The organism is Shewanella electrica (genome assembly GCF_022321485.1).
Classification (GTDB): Bacteria; Pseudomonadota; Gammaproteobacteria; order Enterobacterales; family Shewanellaceae; genus Shewanella; species Shewanella electrica.
On the sequence record NZ_JAKOGG010000011.1, the window covers coordinates 66,152 to 90,365 of the forward strand.

Below are 24,214 nucleotides of genomic sequence, written 5' to 3' on the forward strand. Positions count from 1 at the left end.
GAGTACCGTCCTGTGTTAAAAAGACAGAATAGCATTAAGTTCGTGTTAGCAGTGTCGCTGATGGCGGCACTTTGGGGTTGTGGCACTCAACCGCGTTCAGCCTCCCAAGCACCGCAACCGCTATCCAGCACCGCATTACAAAGCAGCCAACAGTCACCGACTTTCTATTTGGATGCCGCCGCTAAAGCCACCGATGCCGAAACGCGTCAGCGTTATCTGTTGCAGGCGGCGCAAGCGTATATCAATACCAACCAATTGAAAGCCGCGAGCGAGATCCTTGATGCGCTGCGTGGGTCTTTAGTCAATGTGCCCGAGTTACAAGCGCAGCATCGTTACCTGCAAGCATTAGTGCTAGAGCAAAAAGGCATGCTGGCCGATGCCTTGTATCAGCTTAAATATGTGAGCAGTTGGCCGCTGGCCGATTGGCAATGGCGCGACTATTACCAACTACGCGCTTCACTCTACGCCAAAACCAAGCGTCCAGCGGAGCAAGTACGAGAGTTGTGCCAGCTGTCACAGTACCTGTCGAGTGACGAAAACACTGAGTTAAATCGGCAGATCTGGTCACTGTTGAACGGCTTACAGGAAGAAACCTTAGAGTATTACATTCAGCAAGGTGGTGAAGCGACCTACCTTGGCTGGTTGAAACTGGCCTATCTTGCCAAGCACTATGCTGTTGATCCTAGCTCGTTGGTCAGTCAGTTAGGCCGTTGGCAGAGCGCCAACCCGGGCCACCCAGCGGCAATGCAGTTACCGCAAGATCTGCAAGGAGCGCTGAGCACTAAGCCGTATCATCCACAAAAGATTGCTGTGTTGCTGCCTTTGACCGGCGAACGCGCCAAAGTGGCAGAGCCACTGAAAAATGGCATCACAGCCAACTATTTGGATGACCCAGATAGCAATGTCGAGCTGCAATTTTACGATACTGCCACTGGCGCCGCGGCCGCTTATCAAGCCGCATTAACCGCTGGAGCAGATTTTGTTATCGGTCCTTTGCTACAAAATAGCGTACAGCAAGTGATTGAATTCAAAGCCACCCATAATAGCCAACCCAATGCTGCACCGTTGCCGCCGCAGTTGTTCCTCAACAACGCCGATGTGCTGAGCAACAATCAAGATGATTTCTATTTTGCGCTATCGCCAGTACAAGAAGCGATAGATGCCGTACAACGCATGTATCAAGATGGCATTGAGCAACCACTGCTGCTTGCCAGTGATGACGCCATTGGGCATCGCATGGCAGAAAGCTTTAATCTCAATTGGCAACAACTGACCAATAAGCCTGCCGAGATCCACTACTTCACCAACGATAAGATGCGTCAGACCGTACAAGACTCGCTCGGCGTGACCGACAGTGAGGCCCGTATCGACGCGGTGAAAAAACTGCTCGGCACCCACGTTAAAGCGGATTTCCGCTCGCGCAGTGATATCGACGCGATTTATATGATCTGTAGCGCCCACGACTTAACGCTACTGAAATCGTTCATCGATGTGAATTTCAGCGTGTTTGCTGAACCCGCCAAGCTGTACACCAGCAGCCGCGCACGCCAAGACGACAGTCGTCAAATCGTGCAAGAGCTGAATAAGATCACCATCAGCGATATTCCATGGTTGATGGAATCCAACGGTAGCAGTAATTTGGCGTCGCTGTGGCCAAGCTGGGGTAACCCGCAAAAACGCTTGTATGCCATGGGCTTCGATGCACTGTCGCTGGTAAATAAACTGGCGCAGATGCGGGCTTTCCCCGGCTATCAGTTGAGTGGTCATACTGGCTTGTTGTCGGTCAGTAAAGATGGCGTGATCAATCGTCAGCTCAAGTGGGGCCAATATAACCACGGGGTGCTACGTTCAAACTAAGGGAATGATTTCATGGACATCGGCAAGGATGCTGAGCAACGCGCCAGAACCTACTTAGCCCAGCACGGGCTAACATTTGTCGCGGCCAATGTACGCTACAGTTTTGGTGAATTGGACTTAGTCATGCGGGACGGCAAGCACTGGGTCTTTGTGGAAGTGAAATATCGTTCCAATCGGCAGTTTGGTGGGGCAGTACAGGCGCTTGGTGCCGCGCAAGTACAGCGACTTCGTCAAGCTGCCGCGTGTTATATACAACAGCATCGAATTGATGCTCCCTGCCGTTTTGATTTAGTTGCCATTGATAAGCAACAAATAGATTGGGTACGCGGGGCGTTTTAGCCAAGATTTTTTGTCTCGTGCCATGCCAAACGAGCCGTGTTTTTGAGGATATGTGAATGTTAGAAAATATTAAAGCCAGTTTCACTGAATCGATTCAGACCAAAATCGATGCAGCCGAAGCGTTGCCAGACTCTATCGCCAAAGCGGCTGAGATGATGGTGAGCTGTTTATTGGGCGGCCACAAAATTTTGGCTTGCGGCAACGGGGGGAGCGCGGGCGATGCCCAGCACTTTTCTGCTGAACTGCTCAACCGCTTTGAGATTGAACGTCCACCACTGCCAGCATTGGCACTGACTACCGACAGTTCAACACTGACCGCTATTGCTAACGATTACAGCTATGACGAAGTGTTTTCTAAGCAAGTATTAGCACTGGGCCAACCAGGTGACATCCTGCTGGCGATCTCTACCAGCGGTAACTCACGCAACGTGATTAAAGCGATGGAAGCGGCCTTAAGCCGTGACATGACCATTGTCGCCCTGACCGGTAAAGATGGCGGCGCGATGGCCGGTTTGCTCAGCAGCAATGACGTGGAAGTGCGCGTGCCATCTAACATCACCGCACGTATTCAAGAGGTTCACCTCTTGGTTATTCACTGCCTTTGTGACAACATTGATAAGACACTGTTTCCGCAGGATGATGCTCAATGAAGTTTTGGATGTTGCTGAGTTTTATGGTTTTTACCCTCACAGGTTGTGCTGGCGCTATGATGGCGAGCACCGTGGGCGGTGCGGTAATGCTCAACGACGAACGCTCCATATCAACCCAGCTGGACGACACCAATGCCGACTTCTCCATTGATAGCGCGCTACGCTCCAACAACGAGTTGCGTGAAAACAGCAATGTGACGGGCATTTCAATGAACGGCAATGTGCTGCTGATTGGTCAAGCACCTAGCTCACGCTTACGTGATTTAGCGGTTAGCACCATACAGAATTTGAAACTCGGCGGTAAAATTCACAACCAAATCCGCGTTGGCAACCCGATATCCTTCACCACACGTAGCAACGATAGTTGGATCACCACTAAGGTGAAGGGACGCATGCTCAACGACAAAAACTTGGATATGACCAGAATTAAAGTGGTCACTGAGAATGGTGAAGTGTTTCTGCTCGGTCTCGTCAGTCGTGCACAAGCCGATTTAGCGGTCGATATTGCTCGCAACACCTCAGGTGTGCGTAAAGTGATTAAGGTGTTTGAATACACTGATGCCGCCAACTAAAACGGCATTGGCCCATAAAAAAACCGGTCTATTGAAGGACCGGTTTTTTGTTATCTGGTATTGAATTACACCAAAAAGCCAACTCTTTCGTAGACTTTCTTCAGTGTGACTTCGGCGCGCGCTTGGGCTTTTTCAGCGCCTTCACGCATGATGGTATCAAGAAATGCGCGGTCTTCACGGAATTCGCGATAACGCTGTTGCAGCGGCTCCAACATCGCCACTACCGCTTCACCGGCAGCACCTTTCAGATGACCATACATTTTGCCTTCAAACTGTGCTTCCAGTGAGCTGATGCTCTCGCCTGTCACACCTGACATCAAACTCAACAGGTTAGAAACACCAGGTTTGTTGTCGATATCAAAACGTACGACGGGTGGCTCTTCACTGTCGGTCATGGCTTTTTTCAGCTTTTTCATCACCGCTTTAGGATCTTCCAGCAGACCAATCACGTTATTACGGTTTTCGTCAGACTTGGACATCTTCTTGGTTGGATCTTGCAAAGACATCACCTTAGCGCCCAACTCAGGGATAAACGGTTCTGGTACGGTGAAGGTGTCGCCATAAGCGTTGTTGAAACGGATAGCGATATCGCGGGTCAGCTCCAAGTGTTGCTTCTGATCTTGTCCAACTGGGACTTCATTTGCTTGATACAGCAAAATGTCAGCCGCCATCAGCACTGGATAGCCAAACAAACCGACGTTGATGTTGTTGGCATACTTTTGCGATTTATCTTTGTATTGCGTCATGCGATTCAACTCACCCATTTGGGTGTAGCAGTTCAACACCCAAGACAGCTGAGTATGTTGTGGCACCTGTGATTGGATAAACACCGTGCTCTTTTTCGGATCAACACCACACGCCAGATACAAAGCCAAGGTATCTAAGCAGGCTTGGCGCAGTTTTTCTGCATCTTGGCGTACCGTGATCGCATGCAAATCAACCACGCAGTAAAGACAATCATGGCTGTCTTGCATATTCACCCACTGACGCAGTGCACCCAAGTAGTTGCCAATGGTCAACTCGCCGGAAGGCTGAGCACCGCTCAATACAATGGGTTTACCGTTACTGCTCATTTGTTTTTTTGCTCCGCTGATTGATTGACGCCAAGTAACGCCAATATTTGTTCAAAAGATTCGCAGACCGCATCAGGGCTACTGAGGCCGATATCTTCACCGTAGTTGTAACCGTAGGTCAAGCCAATCGAGGCAATCCCCGCCGCTTTCGCTGCCTTAATATCATTTTTTGAGTCGCCAACCATCAACAATTGCTGTGGTTGTAGTTGCCATTGCTCGCGTAAGTGGTTGAGCGGTAGAGGATCAGGCTTCATTTTTTCCAAGCTATCACCGCCCAAGATCGGGTCGAACAATTGCCCAATACCAAAGGAGTTTAACAGCGGCACACTAAACTTATGTGGTTTGTTGGTCACAACTGCTAATAAATAACCGGCTTGGTGTAATTGAGTTAATACCTGCTCAACGCCTTGATACATCGAGCTGTAATGCTCTAAACAGTCAGCATAGTGGCGCATAAACACCGGCATCGCCTCATCCATTTGTGTCACATTTGGGGTAGACCCCGTCACCGCGGTGATGGCGCGTTCCATCAATTTGGCGGCCCCATTACCCACCCAATTGCGCACCTGCGCCTCGGTCACGCTGGCGAGCCCTAGCTCTGCAAGGCTGCGCTGAGTGGCTACCGCTAGATCTGGCACGCTGTCGATCAATGTGCCATCTAAATCAAATGCAATTCCTTTAATCTGACTGAAGTTATTCATTAGGCTCCCTTTGCGAGTTCATTCCTCATTTGTTGGATCACCGCCGCATAGTCTGGTTGACCAAAAATAGCCGAACCAGCAACAAACATGTCAGCCCCTGCGGCTGCGATCTCAGCGATATTATCGACTTTAACGCCACCGTCGACTTCCAAGCGAATATCAAAACCACTTTGGTCAATCAACTGACGCACTTGCTGGAGCTTGCGTAAGGTTTCAGGAATAAACGACTGACCGCCGAAACCAGGGTTGACCGACATCAACATAATCACATCCAGCTTATCCATCACATAGTCGAGATAACTCAACGGGGTGGCGGGGTTAAATACTAAGCCCGCTTTACAGCCGTGCTCGCGGATCAGTTGCAAGCTACGGTCAACATGTTCAGACGCTTCGGGATGAAAGGTGATAATGGATGCGCCCGCTTTGGCAAAGTCCGGGATCAAACTATCGACAGGCTTGGTCATCAGATGCACATCAATCTCGGCGGTGACCCCATGCTTACGCAGTGCGCTACAGATCATCGGCCCAAAGGTCAGATTAGGAACATAGTGATTGTCCATTACATCAAAGTGCACAACATCAGCACCCGCGGCCAGCACATTATCAACCTCTTCACCCAGTCGGGCGAAATCAGCAGCTAGAATGGAAGGGGCAATTAAATATGGACGCATAATGTTCTCACGAGCTATCAGAAAGTGGTCTATTCTACCCGCCCACTGAGGCGGTCTCTAGGGGCTGTTTATCTTTATTGTTTAGCTTTTATGCAAATTAAAGGTGTGATGCACGAGGCACGGCCAGTGACAGCGCGGAATTTATGCCGCTGAGCTTGACGTTAACACCTTGCTGAAAGTTGATATCAAAAAAGGTGTTTAATTTATCAACGCGTTTGATATACTCCAAAAGTCGTAACAATTTGTGAACCGATAATGGACGTCAAACCGCAAACATTATTACCTAACTTTAGATCTGTTGCAGTCATGTTGACCGCGGCAGGCGTAGTGGTAACTGCGGCGTTTGTTATTGAACGGATCACCATGCAAAACGACCAATTGGCGTTGAACTGTAGCGCACAAAATGAATATAACGCCGCGCTCCCTAGCAGCCATCCCAACAACCGCTGTGCTAACCAGCAACAAGAGCTAACTTGGCGTAGTTGGTTTAGTGGCAAGAGCCGCTCAGGCCAATTCCACTTCATCGATTTGATGGAGTTACTCAACGGCCATCAAAGTAAACCGCTAGATTCAGTCACACCTAACAGCAGCCGCAACTCACAAAGCTAAACGTTTATTTAACCTGCCGAAACGGTAGCACTTGCCCTGTTTGCTGTTGCTCCGCCGCATATAACGCAATCAACTCATCAACTTTCTTACGTGAAGAACCTTTTTGGCTGATATTACGTTGTACGCTGATCACCTCAAATGTCGCACCATGATATAGCTCGCGCGTTAACGGAATGTCGTGATTACTGATCACCACCGGAATACCACGCTCTTGCGCGGTTTGGCGGGAGCGACGGGCCAAAATGGCTTGGTCATCTAAGCTAAAACCCGCGCCAACGTAAGTCGTGAAGCTGGCGGTCGTCGATAACGGCGCATAGGGCGGGTCACAATAGACCACATCGCCATCGCTCAACATATCAAAGGCTTGTTCGTAACCGATACAGACAAATTCCGCCTGCTGCGATTTTTGCGAGAAACCACGGATCTCTTTTTCTGGGAAATACGGTTTTTTATAGGAACCAAACGGCACGTTAAACGAGCCCTTACGGTTATAGCGGCATAAACCATTGAAACCATGGCGATTGAGGTAGAGAAAACCTAAGGCGCGATCAAGGCTATCGGTCGCATGATTAAACCGTTGACGGGTGTTGTAGTAAAAATCGGCATCGTTGTTGGCATCAATAAACAGCTCGCCCGCAAGACCGATAAAATGCTCCGGATCACGCTGAATGATGCGGTACATCTCAATCAGATCACGGTTAATATCACACAACAAATAGTTGTCGTAATCGGTATTGAGGAACACCGAGCCAGCACCAACAAACGGCTCAACTAAACGATTGCCAGCAGGCAAATGACGGACAATGGCATCAACAAGCTTAAACTTTCCTCCCGCCCATTTCAGGAACGCCCGCTGTTTTTTCATCATTAATTAATGCCAGACAGAAATTGTAAAAGGCAGATTCTACCTGTTTCAAAGCGGAATTTCATCGCCAATCCTTGGTTGTGGCTGATAATCCTGAATATCCTTCCACGCCCGTAACCATGGCTCGCTAAAGCCTTTGGCAGTCAACTGTTTCATGGCTGCCATGGCATCTTGGCGCCGCGGATAATTCCCAATCAGCACCACCCACCACTGCCGGTGACGGCAGATAATGAGCGGCTCACCCGCCAGCTGCGCCAATATTGGCTGCAATGATTCACGGCTTTTCACACTGGCGAGTTGCAGGGTGTAACCGGTATGTGGCAACACCGCGCGATTAGCTGTGTTATCCACCGTAGCAGTTGCCTTGGTTGGCGCTTCGTTGCCAACAATCGTGGCGGCGACAGTAGGCTTAGCATTGGTGACTGCAGCGGTAGTTACCTCAGCCACACTGCGAGCATCTTTTAATAAGTCGCTATCATCCTCACTCATTGGCGCGCTATCGGCTGATGGCCCAGTCGTGCTGAGGTCTGCGACGAGCAGCGGTTGCATTTCCAGTAATGCTAACCCCGTCAAGGGCGGCACAACATCAGGATGCAGCATGCGCTCGGCATAACTGATTAATGGTGAGACTTGCGGTAATACGGGCTGTGACTGTGGCACGGCTGGCAATGGCACACTTGCCCGCAACGCATACCATACGAGTAAGCCACCGAGCAGTAACACACCGAAACCACTGAACAACCACTTTTGCCATGGCAACCGACGAGGTTCCGCAGGTGTGCCATGCAGTGCTAACTCCAATAGTGCTAGCACTTCCGCAGGCGTGCCCGACTGTGCAGCCAGCTTAGGTCCAATAATCTTACGCGGGGTAAAAGTATGCTGCTGCGAACGCGTTAATAAGGTTTGGTATAAACCTTCACGCTCCGCCATATTCAAGGCTGGGACAGTGATAGCCAAAACTGATGCGCGTTGTGCGGCGGGCAGTTGTTGCTGTAACTGCTGCGCAAAACTGGGGGAAACCGAGGCAGTAATGGTAATCGGGTAGCCAGCACAGTGGATCTGCGTTAGCAGTAACAATTCCGCCCATAACGGCAGCGGTAAGTTGTCGGCATCGTCCAGCAGAATATGGATGGGCTGCTGTAAATTAGCGGTGAAACGCAGCAAGGTATCGGCGAGCGACACTTCATCATCAAACAGCGGATCAGGCAGTAACTGCATGATGATTTTGCGACGGATTTCTTGTTCGGAAACATGTTGTGGACAACCGACTAACGACAGATTGCGATCATCCAACTCATTCGCCAATGCGGTCAGCAAACTGGTTTTGCCACTGCCTTGGGCACCACGCAACAGCACCAATTGCTGGCCGTAGCTAGCAAGGTGAGTCAGTCGCTGGATCAGCGCTTCTTGAGAGGGTAACAGCAGTTCGTCGTGTGCCACAGGCTCACCCGTAGGTTACTTGCGGCTAATGACCTGCTCCAGCAAAGTATCGGTAACTTCGCTAAAGACGGCAGCACTTCCGAGACTGGTAGGTAACACCAAACGGATTTGACCAGAAAGCACTTTTTTATCACGCCGCATATGTTTGATAAATGCGTCAAAACCCATGCTATCAGGCGCAGCAATTGGCAAATCAAATGCTGCTAATAGCGCTGTAATGCGACGGACGATTGACGCATCAATCAATCCCATGAGTTCCGCAGTTTGCGCAGCAAGGACTGTGCCAGCGGCCACGGCTTCACCGTGCAGCCATACACCATAGCCCATTTCCGCTTCAATGGCGTGACCAAAGGTATGCCCAAGGTTTAACAAGGCGCGCACGCCCTGCTCGGTTTCATCTTCTGCCACAACGGTGGCTTTGATTTCACAGCAACGTTGAATGGCATAAGTCAACGCCGCAGGCTGCAGTGATTGCAAGGCAGCAACGTTTTGTTCCAGCCAAGCAAAAAACTCGCTGTCCCAAATGATGCCGTATTTGATCACTTCCGCCATACCCGCAGCAAACTCTCGGGCCGGCAAGGTGGTTAAACATTGGGTGTCGATCAATACGTTTTGCGGTTGGTAAAACGCACCAATCATATTTTTGCCGAGTGGATGGTTAACCGCAGTTTTGCCACCAACGGAGGAATCGACTTGCGATAATAACGTGGTGGGGATTTGCACAAACTGCACCCCACGCTGGTAACTGGCAGCGGCAAAGCCAGCCATATCACCAATCACACCGCCGCCCAACGCCACAATTACCACATCGCGACCACAGTTGTGCTCTAACAAGGCGGTAAAAATATGATCAAGTTGGTCAAGGGTTTTGAATTGTTCACCGTCAGGCAATACAACTGCCTGCACTGTAGCGATTTGGCTAAGCACATCAGTAACTTGCTGAAGGTATAAGGGCGCCACCACATCATTAGTCACAATGAAGAGGGTGCGCCCTGCTAGATGAGATAAATGGGTACTACTCTGCGCCAACAGACCTTGGCCAATCAGGATGGGATAACTGCGATTTCCTAATTCAACCTGGATCTGAGCCAACGCCATTAGAACTCCAATTTATCGATGATTTGGTTAGCGACAACTTTAGCGCTTTGCTCGTCAGTTTTAACGATGACATCCGCAATCTCTTCATACAGAGGATTACGAACATCCGCTAAATCTTCCAAAACTTCGCGAGGATTATCAACTTGCAGTAGCGGACGACGTTTATCACGCTGGGTACGCGCAACCTGTTTATCAATGGTTGTTTCCAGATAAACCACAATGCCACGAGCAGAAAGATAGTTGCGAATATCTTTGCTCTGAACAGAGCCACCACCCGTTGCCAACACAATACCCTGCTTTTCAGTCAGGTCAGCGATGACCTGAGCTTCACGACGTCGAAAACCTTCCTCACCTTCAACGTCAAACACCCAAGCGATGTCTGCACCAGTGCGGCTTTCAATTTCTTGATCTGAATCGTAAAACTCAAGATGTAGCATTTGCGCCAAGTGACGTCCTATCGTGCTCTTACCGGCACCCATAGGCCCTACTAGAAAAATATTACGTTTTTCAGCCATTTCTTATACGTCTGAATCTTATGAATAGTTTGCAGAAAGTCGATTTGGCAACAAATCGACGGGATTGTTACCTTGCTCTTTAGAGACTTGATTGGGGATTATCTCAGTTAACCCCCTCTGTTAGCAAGTAACCGTTCACACTTAATCGTGAAAAAGCCAGCGACCCTGTCGCTGGCTTTCAGCTTAATAGGCGTTGCTATAAGTTCTCGGTGACGATTTTGGGCGTCACAAAAATCAGCAATTCTCGGCGTTCGTTGGAGTCCGACGTGTTTCTAAACAGCGCCCCAAGTACCGGAATATCACCTAAAACAGGCACTTTGTTGACGCTGTTGATTACTTGTTGTTGATAGATACCGCCCAGCACAATGGTTTCGCCATTATCGACCAACACTTGGGTACCCACTTTTTGAGTATTGATAGACACGGCTTCACCCAATGGCGTTTGTACGGTTTCACCTTGCGAATCTTGGGTGATCTCCAAATCAAGGATCACTTTATTGTCTGGCGTGATTTGTGGCGTGACTCGCAGCGACAATACCGCTTTTTTAAACTGCACCGTGGCCGCGCCACTAGAGGCTGATTCCACATACGGGATCTCAACCCCTTGCTCGATATAAGCCGCTTTTTGGTTAGAGGTGGTAATACGTGGGCTAGCAATAATCTCACCTTTGTTTTCCTGCTCTAACGCGCTCAGCTCCAAATCCAGCAAGGTGCCGTCAGACAGTTTCGCCACACTAAAGGCGATGCTAGCAGCATTGCTGGCGCCGGCGGGCAAGTTAACGTTAAGACGGTCAGCAAGGTCCGGTGTGCCACCAGAGACTAAGCCAGATGAACCTTCCAGCGAACCGGAAGTACCATAATCACCTTGTAGGTCAGTTACGCCCCAACGCACGCCCAAATCCTGCGCCACCGTATCACTGACGGTGACCATGCGCGATTCAATCAATACCTGCTTGATCGGAATATCCAGCGCATCAATCAAACGGTGCACGTTTTCGAGAATATCGGCGGTATCTTTGACTAACAGGGTGTTAGTGCGCTCATCTACCGCCACGCTACCGCGCTCTGACAATAAGCTGGAACCTTCGCCCTTAAGCAGGGTGGCAATATCGGTGGCTTTGGCATAGTTAATCTGCAAATACTCAGAGTACAGCGGCGCTAACTGTGCAACTTCTTGCTTGTTTTTCAACGTTTGGCTTTCGCGGATAGCAATCTCTTCGGCGGGCGCCACCATCAAGATATTGCCTTCGATGCGCTTGTCTAAGCCTTTGGTTTGTAAAATCAAATCCAGCGCTTGATCCCATGGCACATCGTCAAGGCGCAAGGTGATGCTGCCTTCAACGGTGTCACTGGTCACCAAGTTAAAGTTGTTATAGTCAGCGATAATCTGCAATGCGGTACGGACCGAGATTTTTTGGAAATTTAACGAAATGTTTTTGCCAGAGTATTTCTTCTTCGGTTCGATAGACGCCGCTTTTTCAGCTTTGGTCATCACCACTTTAAACTGATTGCCTTCCTGCTGGTAGCTGTAGTCATACATGCCTTTGACGTCGATCATAAAGCGCGTGGTCATGTCATCTCGGAAGGTTTCAAAACTGCTGACTGGCGTGGCAAAGTCCTGAACATCCATCACGTACAACATATCGTCGGGGATTTCAGTATTAAAAAATTTCACTTCCAACTTGGCACCGACTTGCTCGACATTGGCAGCGACCGAAGCGTTACTGAGGTCCACCACCAACTCACCACCGTTACTGCCGCTACGATGGAAATCGATATTTTTGATCTTATTAACAAAGGGGTTGCTGTCTTTTGCTTTCGGGTCCATCACCTCATCATTGATGGTTAAACGATAGGTATTGCCGATGACCTTACCTTGGTACGGTTTCACTTTTTTGAGTGTTAACGCCACTTGCAACGCGCGGTCTTGTTGCTGGGTGGTCATTTCAGTCACGCCAACTTGGTTGATTGGCAGCTCGGATTTATCCAGCTTCGACGAGGTGTCGGCAAACACGAGGCGAATGCCTGCGGGATTGGCATCAAGAGAAATTTTGGGTTCAACAATTGGCTCAGCAAATACCAGTTCCATCTCCAGTTGATGGTCAATAATGGTGTGGTATTTCACATTTAATAGCTGGTTGTCTGCCATTGCATAAGGAATGAGACTAACCGCCAGAATACATCCCCATGCGAGTCGCAACCATGTGCCTGTCGTGTCAGGTCGGCTATGCGCCACAATAGATCTCATTATTTCTCATCCTTCGCCAGTTATTCGCCTGTGAGTTCTAGGCTGCTATTCCGTTCGGTCCAACAACCAGCGCCGTCCGGAATTAACTCTCTAATATTAATACTGTTTGCCGAAATTGCTTCGATACGCCCGTGGTACAGTCCCAAGTAGTCACCTACACCGAGGCGATACACACTACTATCGGCGGTTTCAACCAACGCCCAAATCACTTGGCCTTGACTCAAGGTGCCGCGCATTTTTAGGTTGTCGAGTGCGTAGGTTTCTAAGCGACTCTTTTTACGTTTTAAATCGGGCTGTAAACAATCTCTGGAACTATCCACCACCTCTTCGGTTAACTCCCTCGCAGGCGGTACAAACGGACTGCGTAACGATTCCGCTTGGTAAATAAAGTGTTCAAATTTAGGTGGTTCTTTCAGCGGTGGAATACGCGCAACATGGTTGGCTTTGGTCGATGCCACAAATTGTTCCAGATCGGCGCGGTCGCCAATACAGCCTCCCAGCAACAGCATCATGCAAACAATTGGCAGAAATCTCATTTGGCTTTCCCCTTTGTCGGCGCTGCGGGTTGATCTGCTCCCTCTTTAAAGCGATAAGTTTTTGCCAACACCTCCATGGATAGCTGCTCACCGTTCTCTTCACGCTTGATGATAAAATCATGCAAACTGACAATGCGTGGTAAATCGGCCACCCCAGACACCATGCTGCCTAATTGGTGATATCCCCCCTCCACCGACATGCGAATGGGATATTCAATATAAAATTCGCGCTGAATTTCTGCGTCCCAATCAATACTGCGAATTTTTAGGCCAGAATCGGTGGCAACAAATGTTAAGTCGTCCAATAGTCCTGGCATTTCATTTTGTGACGGCAGCATTTTTAATAATTCGGCAAACTGCGCTTCCATTTCCACCAGCTGTTGACGATATAACTCAAGGTTAGCAGCTAGCTGATACTTGTTTTGGAAATCCTGCCGCAATTGCACTTCTTTGCGTTGTTCTGCGTCATAACTCGCTAATGCGTCACTGATGAAGAAATAATAGCCACCGGCAAAGACTAATATCGCTAAAATAATGGCAAACACGGTTTTGACCTGTGCTGGCCAGCCACCAATGTTTTCCATATCCAGATCATTAAACTGGCTTAGATCGAGTTTCATTATTTGCCAGCTCCCTTGGTTTGGGTGCTCTCCGGCAACGCTTCAACGCTGCCTTTGACTGTCACCTTTAAGCGGAAGCGCTGTAATTCGCGAATATCTTCTTGTTGGGAAACAATCGATTGCATTGCGGGATCTTGCAGCCATTCCGAGGCTTTGATCTTACGCATCATGTTGGCCACGTTGTTATTGGATTCACTACGGCCTTCAATCCAAATTACACTGCCTTTTTTCTCAACACTCGATAAATAAACGCCCGGCGGAATTACCCGCACTAACTCATCTAAAATATGCGTCGGCAGATTGCGTGATTGCTGTAGGTTTAAAATAATCTCGGTGCGTTTTTCAATATCTGCTTTGCGTTCGCGAATTTTTTTAATTTCGGCGATCTGCTGGTCGAGTGTTTGAATCTCATTTTGCAAATAGGCGTTACGCCCACGCTGGTCTTCGGTGAGTAATCCGATAAAACTGATCGTCAGATAAACAGCAAAAGCCGCGGCAATAAACACTAAAGCGAGCACGCCTAAATAGTCGCGTTTCTTTTTCTCGCGCGCTTCTTCCCGCCAAGGTAGCAGGTTTATGTTCGCCATTGACCATAACTCCTTAATGCGAGTCCACAAGCAATCAAGTATTTATTAATATCTTTCTGCAGCAGTTGCCGCACTTTGTCATCAGCTTTCAATGCGCCTTTAAATGGATCAGCAATCACCGCCGGTACATTCAATTCACTCGTCAACACATTGACCATACCTTCAAGTTTAGATGTGCCGCCGCTCAGTAGCAGAAAATCGACTTTATCCTTGCCGCTTGAGGTGCAATAGATTTGTAAGGTGCGCTTGATTTGTTGCAGTAACTGCATCTGAAATGGCGATAACACTTCCAGCAGGTAGTTACGCGGCAGATCGCCGTCTATTTTAGCTTTCTCGGCCTGCTCATGTGGCATGCCATAGTAAGATTGAATGGATTGGGTAAACAGCTCGCCGCCAAAAGCTTGTTCGCGAATGAAGGTGGTTTCACCACGTTCCACTACCGCAATGGTGATCATGTTGGCACCGATGTCCACCAGCACCACCACGCCGTGTTGTTGAATGTTCTCTGGCACTTGTGCTTGCACTAATTGGTAGGCGCGACCGAGGGCATAACCTTCAACATCAACCACCTTGGCTTCCATATCTATGCCATCAAGGGCATCAATACGGGAATCGATATTATCGGTGCGACAGGCGCTGAGCAGCACGTCTACCTTGGTGGCATCGTTCTTGTTGGCGGAGAGAGTTTCGAAATCAATGCTGACTTCATCGAGCGAATAGGGAATGAGGTTATCGGCTTCGATCTCAATTTGCGCCTCCATTTCCGTTTCGCTGAGCGCAGCATCCATGTAGATAACTTTGGTCATCACCGCCGAGCCAGAAACCGACACGGCCGCGAATTTTAATGTTTTTGGCAATAAACGCCGAACAAGGCGCAGCGATTCAATCACCGCGTCTACATCCCTTATTTCATGGTCATTTACTGCGCCTTTTTTAACGGGTACAGCGGCGTGAGCCAGAATTTTATATCCGTCAGCGACCTTTCCCAGCAGAATGGCTTTTACTTCATGGGAGCCTATGTCTATCCCCACCATCTGCGGCGCCTGGCGCCTCCATAAGTTAGAAAGCATAGTCCCGTGCCGTCTTTTAGTTGTTGATTTTTAGCGTAGCACATAGTTTAAAACTATGTGATCAAAATAAGTTTAGTATTAACATTGTTTTGCTGATTTTTAACGCAGCTTTTTACTTCACGCTGACCCCTTGGCCTTATATACTAAGGCGCCAAAACAACGAGCGGAATTTTATCCTGTGAAGTGGTTAAAACGGATTGTCATTGCCTTTTTTAGTTTAATGTTGCTGGGAGTGATCTCAGTGACCGCAATTTATTTCTACGTTTTACCCGATTTACCGGATGTTGCCACCCTAAAAACGGTGCAATTGCAGACACCTCTCAAAATTTATTCCAAAGACGGTAAGTTGATCTCACAATTTGGTGAGAAAAGACGTATTCCAGTGGAATATGAACAAGTACCGCCGCAATTAGTTAATGCTGTATTAGATACTGAAGATGCTCGTTTCTTCGAACATATGGGCATTGACCCCATTGGTATTACACGTGCTGCCTTTATCTTGGTGACGACCGGTAAGAAGAGCCAAGGGGCGAGTACCATTACTCAGCAGGTGGCGCGTGGTTTCTTCCTGTCGCGAGAAAAAACCTACATCCGTAAGATTAAAGAGATCATTCTGGCGCTGAAGATTGAGCAAGTGCTCACCAAGCAAGAGATCCTCACCTTATATTTGAACCGTTCATTTTTGGGCAACCGCGCCTACGGCGTCGGCGCTGCGGCACAAGTCTATTACGGCAAAGATCTCAGTGAACTGACCTTGCCTGAGATGGCGATGATCGCCGGTCTGCCACAGTCGCCTTCAGCGGCAAACCCTATTCGCAATCCAGTGCGGGCAATGAACCGCCGTAACTGGGTGCTGAGCCGCATGTTGGAAAAACGCAGCATCAATCAGCAAGAGTACCAAGCTGCGATTCAAGCACCGATTACCGCCAGTTATCATGGCGCGGAAATCGACCTCTACTCGCCTTATATTTCCGAAATGGTGCGTGACTATATGGTGCAAAAATATGGCGAAGAGGAAGCTTACACCGGCGGTTATAACGTCTATACCACTATCGACTCGCGCCTACAGAATGAAGCGCAGCAAGCGGTACGTGACAACGTATTTGCCTACGATGAACGCCACGGCTATCGCGGTCCAATTAGCACCATCTGGACCGATACCGCGCCAGATAAATCGCAGATTTTAGCTGCCTTGGCGAAAACCAGTGCCGTCGATGATATTCAACCGGCGGCGGTGATGCAGCTTGGCCCACAAAACGCCACGGTGATGTTAACCAATGGCAAGCAGGTTGAACTGGGCTGGGATGGCATCAAGTGGGCACGTAAGTTCATTTCTGATCGCCGCCAAGGTGCCGCACCGAAAAGCGCTGCGGATGTCCTTAAAGTCGGCGAGATGGTATGGGTGCGTCCAACTAACGAGACATGGCAGTTATCGCAGGTGCCAGAGGTTGCCAGTGCCATGGTGTCATTAGCACCCCATGATGGCGCCATTCAAACACTGGTTGGCGGCTTTAGCTTCAGCATGAGCCAGTACAACCGCGTGACTCAAGCCAAGCGCCAGCTAGGTTCCAATATCAAACCGTTGATCTATACCACCGCGCTGGAAAAGGGCTACACCTTAGCCACGCTGATCAACAACGCGCCGATCAACAAGCCTGATTTGCGCCAAGGTACGGCATGGCGCCCTAAAAACTCACCAGACGTTTACGGCGGCCCAACCCGCTTAAAAGTCGGCTTAGCACAATCCGTTAACGTGATGGCGGTACGCGCACTGCGTTATGTCGGTGTCGATAACGCCATTGATAAGTTAGTCGAATTCGGTTTCGACCGTGAAGACTTAAGCCGTAACGAGTCGTTAGCGCTAGGTTCACCATCAGTCACCCCGTTACAGGTCGTTGCTGCGTTTACCACCTTTGCCAACGGCGGCTATTTGATCGAACCTTACTATATCGACCATATCGAAGATGGTTACGGTAAAACGATTGAACAAGCGCAACCAGCATTGGCCTGTGATGATGCCGAGCTGCCGCGCAGCAATGATATTGCACCACGGCCAGCGTTTGATGATAACGCCAGCGCCCCGATGCCATATAACTGTGCCAATCCGACGGCACGCCATGCCAAACGCATCGTGTCCAAGCAAGTGGCGTTCCTGATCACTGAAGCATTGAAGAGTGTTATTTGGGGTGGTGGCGATTGGAACCAAGGTACCGGCTGGAATGGCACCGCATGGCGTGCAGCGCGTTTGATCCAACGCCATGATATCGCAGGTAAAACCGGTACCACCAACGAAGCTCGTGATACTTGGTTTAGTGGTTTTAACCCAAGCTTGGTCACTACCGCATGGGTTGGCTTTGATGATCACGGTCGTCAACTCGGCCGTACCGCATGGAACGCTAATGCGCCGAAAGATCAAATTACTGGTGGTGAGTCTGGTGCAAAAACCGCAGGACCGGCGTGGAACCAGTTTATGTACCACGCGCTGAAAGGCACCCCAGAACAACCGATCCAACCACCAGCAGGAATTGTGTCGGTACGCATCGATCTAGCAACTGGGCTGTTGTCACGTAAAACTGACTATACCAGCGAGTTTGAGTACTTTATCAGAGGTACTGAGCCGACCCAGTACGCGCAAGAGAACAGCGAAGACAGCAACATCTTTATCGATAACAAAGCGGCACAAGAGCTGTTCCAATAGCTCCACGACGCCGATGTTACCTCAGCAGCCTCCTATTTTAGGGGGCTTCTTTTTTCTGCCAGAACCATATGGAACGATGCACACTGCCCGCGGATGACCGCCTGTTCAGCGTGGTATCTTGGTCGAATTGGTCGCGCCAGCACGTGCGATACAGCACTGGACAGCAGGCGAACGCCCGAGCAACCGAACGGCTTGAATACACCACTTACTACGCTGCTGAGCGCGGTACTGAAACAGAAAAGCCAGCGCAAAGCGCTGGCTTTTCGAAGACGGATTGCGGTTTAAACTGCAGTCTGGAAGATCACAGTATCTGCTTTATCAGTGTAAGCAGGCAGTTGATCGAAGTTCAGGTAACGGTAGGTATCCGCTGCGGTCGCATCAATCTCTTTAGCGTATTCCAGATATTCATCTACCGATGGCAGATGACCGAGCAACGCTGCTACCGCGGCTAACTCAGCAGATGCCAAGTAAACGTTGGCACCAGTACCCAAACGGTTCGGGAAGTTACGAGTTGAGGTAGATACCACAGTCGCACCTTCAGCCACACGTGCTTGGTTACCCATACACAGTGAACAACCTGGGATTTCGATACGCGCACCAGCTTTACCAAAGATGCTGTAATAGCCTTCTTCAGTCAGTTGATCGCGGTCCATCTTAGTTGGCGGAGCGATCCACAAGCGGGTTGGCAGTGTCGTGGCAAACTTGTCGAGCACTTTACCGGTCGCGCGGAAGTGACCGATGTTAGTCATACATGAACCAACAAATACTTCGTCAATCTTGGTGTTAGCCACTTCAGACAACAAGCGTGCATCATCAGGATCGTTCGGCGCACATAGAATAGGCTCTTTGATTTCATCCAGGTTGATGTCGATAATCGCTTCATATTCTGCGTCTTTATCTGCTTCCATCAACTCTGGGTTAGCCAACCACTGTTCCATACCTTGAATACGACGTTCCAAGGTACGACGGTCGCCGTAGCCTTCAGAGATCATCCACTTCAACATCACGATGTTAGAGTTCAGGTATTCGATGATTGGTTCTTTATCCAGCTTGATGGTACAACCGGCAGCACTACGTTCAGCCGAGGCATCTGACAGCTCAAACGCTTGCTCAACTTTCAGGTGTTCCAGACCTTCAATCTCAAGGATGCGGCCAGAGAACACGTTTTTCTTACCTTTCTTCTCAACGGTCAGCAGACCCATTTCGATCGCTTTGTGTGGAATCGCATGTACCAAGTCACGCAGGGTGATACCCGGTTGCATCTTACCGCTAAAGCGCACCAATACTGATTCCGGCATATCCAGTGGCATTACGCCAGTGGCCGCAGCAAACGCTACCAGACCAGAACCCGCAGGGAATGAAATACCGATAGGGAAACGAGTATGAGAGTCACCACCAGTACCTACGGTATCCGGCAGCAGCATACGGTTCAGCCATGAGTGGATCACACCGTCACCTGGGCGCAGTGATACACCACCACGGTTCATGATGAAATCAGGCAGCGTGTGGTGCGTGTTCACGTCCACAGGTTTTGGATAGGCTGCGGTGTGACAGAATGACTGCATCACCAAATCAGCACTAAAGCCCAAACATGCCAAGTCTTTCAGCTCGTCACGGGTCATTGGGCCGGTAGTATCTTGCGAGCCTACAGAAGTCATCTTAGGTTCGCAGTATTGGTTTGGACGAATGCCTGCAACACCGCAAGCTTTACCGACCATTTTCTGCGCTAAGGTAAAACCTTTGGTTGACTGTTGTACCGCACCTGGGCGCACAAACACATCAGAAGCTGGCAGACCCAAGACTTCACGTGCTTTGTCAGTCAGACCACGGCCGATGATCAATGGAATACGGCCACCAGCACGGACTTCATCCAGAATCACTTTGGTTTTCAGTGTGAATTCAGAGATAACTTCGTCGCTATCGTGACGGGTCACTTTGCCTTCATATGGGTAAACGTCGATCACGTCGCCCATTTCCATCATGCCAACGTCCAGCTCAACGGGCAGCGCACCCGCATCTTCCATGGTGTTGAAGAAGATTGGCGCGATTTTACCGCCGAAGCAGAAACCGCCAGCGCGTTTGTTTGGCACGTATGGGATATCATCGCCCATCAACCACAATACAGAGTTGGTGGCTGATTTACGTGAAGAACCAGTACCGACTACGTCACCCACATACACCAGTGGGAAGCCTTTTTCTTTCAGGCTGTCGATAGTTTTGATTGGACCCACATTGCCTGGCTCATCAGGTTCGATGCCATCACGTGGGTTTTTCAACATCGCCAAGGCGTGCAATGGGATATCAGGACGAGACCAAGCATCTGGGGCTGGAGACAAGTCATCGGTGTTAGTTTCACCGGGGACTTTAAATACGGTCAGGGAGATTTTTTCTGCCAGTTTTGGACGGCCAAGGAACCAATCGGCGTTAGCCCAAGCTTCCACAATGCGCTTGGCAAATTCGTTGCCCGCTTGCATTTTTTCCACCACGTCGTGGAAAGCATCAAACATCAACAAGGTGTGTGACAGCGCTTTTTCAGCAATGCCAGCCAGCTTGTCGTTGTCGAGGGTTTTGATCAGTGGCTCAATGTTGTAGCCACCTTGCATGGTACCTAACAACTCAACTGCGCGTTCGGCAGAGATAATAGGAGATGTTACCGTACCTTGCGCGAGGGCATCCAAGAAGCCCGCTTTCACATAAGCGGCCTCATCCACACCCGGTGGAATGCGGTTTTCTAACAAATCTACAATGAATTCTTCTTCACCGGCAGGTGGATTTTTGACTAATTCGACCAGTTCGGCGACTTGTTGGGCATCTAGCGGCTTAGGGACGACGCCCTCTGCAGCACGCTCTGCGACGTGTTTACGATATGCTTCTAGCACGGCAACATTCCTCTTTGTTTGGCGCTTGGCGCTCTGACGACCACCCTTCTGTCGTTCCTGGGGCAGCCCTACAGGTTTAGACCCGTAATTTCCGGGCTGAATTATACAACATCTTTGCAAAAGTATGAATCAGATCACACAAGAATGAAGGGGGTTTTATGGTAGACCTTCTGTCGCGCACAACACTAAGTACTTCACCTGCATAAAGATATTAGACGATAGTGGGAAAATTATACATCTATTTGCATTACAAAGAATTAGCATTCCATGAGCTTTGATTTTCGCCCAAGAAATCCGCTAATCTACCCCATTAATTCGACAATAAGTGGTTGTCTGTATGATGCATCATGTTTCGCTGCAAGCCGTCATTTTCGACATGGACGGTGTACTGATTGATTCCGAACCCGCTTGGCAACAAGCCGAGTTTGAAGTGCTGACCGGCTTTGGTTTACCTGTAACGCGGGCCGAAATTGTGCAAACCACCGGGTTACGCATTGATGAGCTAGTTAACTTTTGGGCAGAACGTTTTCCAGCGCAGCCATTTGATCGGCAACAGATGATGCAGTTTATTCTGGCGCGCGTAGTGGAGTTCATTGCGCAAGATGGGCAAGCAATGGCTGGCGTGTTTACCGCGTTGCAGTTATGTCGTGATGCTGGGCTAAAGGTGGGTCTTGCCACCTCATCGCCGCAACAGATTCTGGATGCAGTGCTGACCAAACTCGACATCGGCCACTATTTTGATGTCACCCAATCTGCTGAGCACTTGCCTTACGGCAAACCCCATCCCGAAGTTTATCTGCAATGCGCCAAGCAACTGGGTGTGTCACCAACCCGTTGTTTAGCCGTGGAGGACTCCTTTAACGGTATCATTGCCGCCCGCGCCGCCAGTATGCAAACGTTAGTGATCCCCGCGCCAGAGCATCAAGGTGAAGCACGCTGGCATGCGGCACATCTGCAAGCCCGAGCACTCACTGAGTTTGAACAGGTACTGCGGCAATTTGCGTAATCACCTGCATTGTCAGCCATAACAAAGGCCACCGCAATGGGTGGCCTTATTGTTAGTTAGCTAACTAACTGGATTACCAGATTTTTACGCGTTTATCTTCTGGCAGATACTGCTTGTCGCCAGGTTTAAGATCAAACGCCTTGTAGAAACCTTCAATGTTGCGTGGTGTTCCCATAGCACGGTAGTGGCTTGGAGCATGTGGGTCAGTCAGCAAACGACGCACCAGCTCTTCATCACGATAGTTGCGACGCCATACTTGTGACCAACCAACGAAGAAACGTTGATCACCTGTCAGGCCATCCATCACTGGGGCTTGTTGTCCATTGAGGCTCAAATGATAAGAGCGCAACGCCACGGTCAAACCGCCCAAGTCACCAATGTTTTCACCTAAGGTCAAATCACCGTTAACGTGTTTGCCCGGCAGAGGTTCAAAGGCACTGTATTGAGCCGACAAGGCTTTACCACGTTTTTCAAACTCTAAGCGGTCTTTGTCTGTCCACCAGTTACGCAGGTTACCGTCACCATCATATTTAGCGCCTTGGTCGTCAAAACCATGGCTGATTTCGTGGCCGATTACCGCACCGATACCGCCGTAGTTCACCGCGTCATCGGCTTCCATGTTGAAGAACGGTGGTTGCAAAATCGCAGCAGGGAACACAATTTCGTTACCCACAGGGCTGAAGTAGGCGTTCACCGTTTGCGGGGTCATGTGCCATTCAGTGCGATCCACTGGCTTGCCGATTTTGTTCAGCATGTCGCTATATTCAAACGCCGCTGAACGTTGATAGTTACCCACCAATTCGCCCGCTTTGATGGTCAGCTTCGAATAATCGCGCCATTTGTCTGGATAGCCAATTTTGTAAGTGAACTTAGACAGCTTTTCTTGCGCGGCTTTCTTGGTTTCTGGTGTCATCCATTCCAGCTCATTGATGCTGACTTCAAACCCTTTGATCAGGTTTTTGATCATCTGCTCCATGCGCTGTTTGGCTTCTGGCTTAAAGTTACGCGCAACGTACTCTTTACCAACCAACTCACCAATCACGTCATCAGCGCCATCCACCGCTTGCTTCCAACGCGGTTGCTGCTCTTGAATGCCCATCAGCGTTTTGCTGTGGAAATCAAAGCTCAGATCCGCAAACTGCTTGCTCAGCAACTTCGCGTAGCTATCCACCAGATGGAACGCCAAGTAGTCTTTCCACGCCGACACGGAGATTTGGTTAAACTGCGCGCCCATTTTTTCAAAGTACGAAGGCTGACGTACGATAATGTCGTTGGTTTTACCCGCCAAGCCAGTACCCGCCGCAAAGGCGTTAAAATCAAAGCCAGCAGTCAGCTTTTGCACATCGGCAACGGTCATCTTGTTGTAGGCTTTGTTGGCATCGCGTGATTCAACGCGGCTCCATTGGTTTTTGGCAATCGCCAGCTCAATGTTTGCCACGTTAGCTGCCGCTTCATCCGCATGGGCATAACCCGCCGCGCTCATCAGCGCTTGAACGTAGTTACGCATGGCCGCGCGGTTAGCCACCATCTTTTCATCGTCTTTGAGATAGTAGTCGCGGTCTGGCAGGGTCAAACCGGCTTGATACAGGTAAACACCGTATTGTGATGAGTTTTTCGCGTCGTTGTTGACGTAGAACCCCAGTGGCATTGACACACCGCTGGTCAACAGCTGGCCCATCAGGTTGGCCACGCCGTTATGATCAGACAAGGCAGCGATTTGTTCGAGTTGGCTTTTCAGCGGGGTGATCCCCAGTTGCTCAACCTTAGCGGTATTCATGTAGGCGCTATAGAAATCACCGATTTTTTGTTCTACTGAACCCGCCGCTTTGTTTGGTTTAGCAGCGGCAGCTTCAATGATCTCTTTCAAAGAGGCCTGACTTTGATCGTACAGCACCGAGAAGGCGCCGTAGTTAGATTTGTCAGCCGGAATTGGCGTATTAGCTAACCATTTGCCGTTAACGCTGTAATACAGGTCATCCTGAAAACGCACTGCTGGATCGAAGTTTTCTTGCTCGATACCAGAGACTTTGTTGACTGCTGCTTGCGTTTGCGGAACTTGTTGTTGGCTGCTACACGCGGCCAGTCCGAGGCTGAGGGCAATGCCAACAGCCAAAGTGCTTAGCTTTTTCATGTGGGTTCCGTTCTCTATGTTAAAGGTGTAACACCGATTTTCAGTGCCA

Annotated in this window: 21 protein-coding genes; 7 read left to right on the forward strand and 14 right to left on the reverse strand. The window is 49.5% G+C overall.

Annotated features, from left to right (window positions below; all coding sequences use genetic code 11):
• Positions 1-12: 12 nt before the first annotated feature.
• Genes L9G74_RS14510 through L9G74_RS14525 form a run of 4 tightly spaced genes read left to right on the forward strand, consistent with a single transcriptional unit; the run spans position 13 to position 3,418 of the window.
• On the forward strand, positions 13-1,857 hold the full coding sequence (locus tag L9G74_RS14510; protein ID WP_238897134.1) for a penicillin-binding protein activator: 1,845 nt from the start codon (positions 13-15) through the stop codon (positions 1,855-1,857).
• A 12-nt stretch (positions 1,858-1,869) separates the two neighbouring features.
• Positions 1,870-2,196, forward strand: coding sequence for a YraN family protein (locus L9G74_RS14515; protein WP_238897135.1), 327 nt, complete (start codon positions 1,870-1,872; stop codon positions 2,194-2,196).
• A gap of 56 nt (positions 2,197-2,252) precedes the next feature.
• Positions 2,253-2,846, forward strand: a complete 594-nt coding sequence (locus L9G74_RS14520) for a phosphoheptose isomerase (RefSeq protein ID WP_238897136.1) — start codon at positions 2,253-2,255, stop codon at positions 2,844-2,846.
• Positions 2,843-3,418 (forward strand): BON domain-containing protein, encoded by a 576-nt coding sequence (locus L9G74_RS14525; protein ID WP_238897137.1) that lies wholly within the window; start codon positions 2,843-2,845, stop codon positions 3,416-3,418. The genes L9G74_RS14520 and L9G74_RS14525 overlap by 4 nt, the downstream gene beginning before the upstream one ends.
• Positions 3,419-3,483: 65 nt before the next feature.
• Here the strand turns inward: L9G74_RS14525 and trpS are convergent, their stop codons facing one another.
• Genes trpS through rpe form a run of 3 tightly spaced genes read right to left on the reverse strand, consistent with a single transcriptional unit; the run spans position 3,484 to position 5,863 of the window.
• Positions 3,484-4,491: a tryptophan--tRNA ligase gene (trpS, locus tag L9G74_RS14530; protein WP_238897138.1), complete on the reverse strand. Its 1,008-nt coding sequence runs from the start codon at positions 4,489-4,491 to the stop codon at positions 3,484-3,486.
• A complete protein-coding gene (locus L9G74_RS14535) occupies positions 4,488-5,192 on the reverse strand; it encodes a phosphoglycolate phosphatase (protein ID WP_238897139.1) in 705 nt (234 codons plus the stop codon). The genes trpS and L9G74_RS14535 overlap by 4 nt, the downstream gene beginning before the upstream one ends.
• Positions 5,192-5,863, reverse strand: a complete 672-nt coding sequence (gene rpe / locus L9G74_RS14540) for a ribulose-phosphate 3-epimerase (protein ID WP_238897140.1) — start codon at positions 5,861-5,863, stop codon at positions 5,192-5,194. Before rpe ends, L9G74_RS14535 begins: the two co-directional genes overlap by 1 nt.
• 255 nt (positions 5,864-6,118) lie before the next feature.
• On the opposite strand from rpe, the gene L9G74_RS14545 reads away from it, so the two are divergent.
• Positions 6,119-6,472 carry a hypothetical protein gene (locus tag L9G74_RS14545; protein WP_238897141.1) on the forward strand — a complete coding sequence of 118 codons (354 nt, stop codon included), beginning with the start codon at positions 6,119-6,121 and terminating at the stop codon, positions 6,470-6,472.
• A gap of 4 nt (positions 6,473-6,476) precedes the next feature.
• On the opposite strand, the gene L9G74_RS14550 is transcribed toward L9G74_RS14545, so the two are convergent.
• The 9 genes from L9G74_RS14550 to L9G74_RS14590 form a co-directional block, all read right to left on the reverse strand.
• Positions 6,477-7,340 carry a Dam family site-specific DNA-(adenine-N6)-methyltransferase gene (locus L9G74_RS14550; protein WP_238897142.1) on the reverse strand — a complete coding sequence of 288 codons (864 nt, stop codon included), beginning with the start codon at positions 7,338-7,340 and terminating at the stop codon, positions 6,477-6,479.
• Between the two features lie 45 nt (positions 7,341-7,385).
• Entirely contained in the window at positions 7,386-8,777 is a 1,392-nt protein-coding gene (locus L9G74_RS14555) for an AAA family ATPase (protein ID WP_238897143.1), read from the reverse strand.
• 15 nt (positions 8,778-8,792) lie between these two features.
• Positions 8,793-9,875 (reverse strand): 3-dehydroquinate synthase, encoded by a 1,083-nt coding sequence (gene aroB / locus L9G74_RS14560; RefSeq protein WP_238897144.1) that lies wholly within the window; start codon positions 9,873-9,875, stop codon positions 8,793-8,795.
• Positions 9,875-10,390: a shikimate kinase AroK gene (gene aroK, locus L9G74_RS14565; RefSeq protein WP_238897145.1), complete on the reverse strand. Its 516-nt coding sequence runs from the start codon at positions 10,388-10,390 to the stop codon at positions 9,875-9,877. The genes aroB and aroK overlap by 1 nt, the downstream gene beginning before the upstream one ends.
• Before the next feature lie 196 nt (positions 10,391-10,586).
• Positions 10,587-12,638, reverse strand: coding sequence for a type IV pilus secretin PilQ (locus tag L9G74_RS14570; protein WP_238897146.1), 2,052 nt, complete (start codon positions 12,636-12,638; stop codon positions 10,587-10,589).
• A 20-nt stretch (positions 12,639-12,658) separates the two neighbouring features.
• Positions 12,659-13,174: a pilus assembly protein PilP gene (locus tag L9G74_RS14575; RefSeq protein WP_238897147.1), complete on the reverse strand. Its 516-nt coding sequence runs from the start codon at positions 13,172-13,174 to the stop codon at positions 12,659-12,661.
• Complete coding sequence (locus tag L9G74_RS14580; protein ID WP_238897148.1) at positions 13,171-13,794, reverse strand: type IV pilus inner membrane component PilO; 624 nt, start codon at positions 13,792-13,794, stop codon at positions 13,171-13,173. Before L9G74_RS14580 ends, L9G74_RS14575 begins: the two co-directional genes overlap by 4 nt.
• Complete coding sequence (locus tag L9G74_RS14585; RefSeq protein ID WP_238897149.1) at positions 13,794-14,381, reverse strand: PilN domain-containing protein; 588 nt, start codon at positions 14,379-14,381, stop codon at positions 13,794-13,796. Before L9G74_RS14585 ends, L9G74_RS14580 begins: the two co-directional genes overlap by 1 nt.
• Positions 14,369-15,451: a pilus assembly protein PilM gene (locus L9G74_RS14590; RefSeq protein ID WP_238897150.1), complete on the reverse strand. Its 1,083-nt coding sequence runs from the start codon at positions 15,449-15,451 to the stop codon at positions 14,369-14,371. The genes L9G74_RS14585 and L9G74_RS14590 overlap by 13 nt, the downstream gene beginning before the upstream one ends.
• Positions 15,452-15,629: 178 nt before the next feature.
• On the opposite strand from L9G74_RS14590, the gene L9G74_RS14595 reads away from it, so the two are divergent.
• Positions 15,630-18,149 (forward strand): penicillin-binding protein 1A, encoded by a 2,520-nt coding sequence (locus L9G74_RS14595; protein WP_238897151.1) that lies wholly within the window; start codon positions 15,630-15,632, stop codon positions 18,147-18,149.
• A 281-nt stretch (positions 18,150-18,430) separates the two neighbouring features.
• Here L9G74_RS14595 and acnB read toward each other — a convergent pair whose 3' ends face one another.
• Positions 18,431-21,028, reverse strand: coding sequence for a bifunctional aconitate hydratase 2/2-methylisocitrate dehydratase (gene acnB, locus L9G74_RS14600; protein ID WP_238897152.1), 2,598 nt, complete (start codon positions 21,026-21,028; stop codon positions 18,431-18,433).
• A 340-nt stretch (positions 21,029-21,368) separates the two neighbouring features.
• Between acnB and hxpB the strand changes: the two genes are divergently transcribed.
• Positions 21,369-22,034 carry a hexitol phosphatase HxpB gene (hxpB, locus tag L9G74_RS14605; RefSeq protein ID WP_238897173.1) on the forward strand — a complete coding sequence of 222 codons (666 nt, stop codon included), beginning with the start codon at positions 21,369-21,371 and terminating at the stop codon, positions 22,032-22,034.
• A 73-nt stretch (positions 22,035-22,107) separates the two neighbouring features.
• Here the strand turns inward: hxpB and L9G74_RS14610 are convergent, their stop codons facing one another.
• A complete protein-coding gene (locus L9G74_RS14610) occupies positions 22,108-24,165 on the reverse strand; it encodes a M13 family metallopeptidase (RefSeq protein ID WP_238897153.1) in 2,058 nt (685 codons plus the stop codon).
• Positions 24,166-24,214 lie beyond the last annotated feature (49 nt).

What these genes read in the sequence shown, in the direction of transcription:
- L9G74_RS14515 (WP_238897135.1), top strand. Translation starts at nt 1,870, where the DNA reads ATGGACATCGGCAAGGATGCTGAGCAACGCGCCAGAACCTACTTAGCC.
- L9G74_RS14520 (WP_238897136.1), top strand. Translation starts at nt 2,253, where the DNA reads ATGTTAGAAAATATTAAAGCCAGTTTCACTGAATCGATTCAGACCAAA.
- L9G74_RS14525 (WP_238897137.1), top strand. Translation starts at nt 2,843, where the DNA reads ATGAAGTTTTGGATGTTGCTGAGTTTTATGGTTTTTACCCTCACAGGT.
- trpS (WP_238897138.1), bottom strand. Translation starts at nt 4,491, where the DNA reads ATGAGCAGTAACGGTAAACCCATTGTATTGAGCGGTGCTCAGCCTTCC.
- L9G74_RS14535 (WP_238897139.1), bottom strand. Translation starts at nt 5,192, where the DNA reads ATGAATAACTTCAGTCAGATTAAAGGAATTGCATTTGATTTAGATGGC.
- rpe (WP_238897140.1), bottom strand. Translation starts at nt 5,863, where the DNA reads ATGCGTCCATATTTAATTGCCCCTTCCATTCTAGCTGCTGATTTCGCC.
- L9G74_RS14545 (WP_238897141.1), top strand. Translation starts at nt 6,119, where the DNA reads ATGGACGTCAAACCGCAAACATTATTACCTAACTTTAGATCTGTTGCA.
- L9G74_RS14550 (WP_238897142.1), bottom strand. Translation starts at nt 7,340, where the DNA reads ATGATGAAAAAACAGCGGGCGTTCCTGAAATGGGCGGGAGGAAAGTTT.
- aroB (WP_238897144.1), bottom strand. Translation starts at nt 9,875, where the DNA reads ATGGCGTTGGCTCAGATCCAGGTTGAATTAGGAAATCGCAGTTATCCC.
- aroK (WP_238897145.1), bottom strand. Translation starts at nt 10,390, where the DNA reads ATGGCTGAAAAACGTAATATTTTTCTAGTAGGGCCTATGGGTGCCGGT.
- L9G74_RS14570 (WP_238897146.1), bottom strand. Translation starts at nt 12,638, where the DNA reads ATGAGATCTATTGTGGCGCATAGCCGACCTGACACGACAGGCACATGG.
- L9G74_RS14575 (WP_238897147.1), bottom strand. Translation starts at nt 13,174, where the DNA reads ATGAGATTTCTGCCAATTGTTTGCATGATGCTGTTGCTGGGAGGCTGT.
- L9G74_RS14580 (WP_238897148.1), bottom strand. Translation starts at nt 13,794, where the DNA reads ATGAAACTCGATCTAAGCCAGTTTAATGATCTGGATATGGAAAACATT.
- L9G74_RS14585 (WP_238897149.1), bottom strand. Translation starts at nt 14,381, where the DNA reads ATGGCGAACATAAACCTGCTACCTTGGCGGGAAGAAGCGCGCGAGAAA.
- L9G74_RS14590 (WP_238897150.1), bottom strand. Translation starts at nt 15,451, where the DNA reads ATGCTTTCTAACTTATGGAGGCGCCAGGCGCCGCAGATGGTGGGGATA.
- hxpB (WP_238897173.1), top strand. Translation starts at nt 21,369, where the DNA reads ATGCATCATGTTTCGCTGCAAGCCGTCATTTTCGACATGGACGGTGTA.
- L9G74_RS14610 (WP_238897153.1), bottom strand. Translation starts at nt 24,165, where the DNA reads ATGAAAAAGCTAAGCACTTTGGCTGTTGGCATTGCCCTCAGCCTCGGA.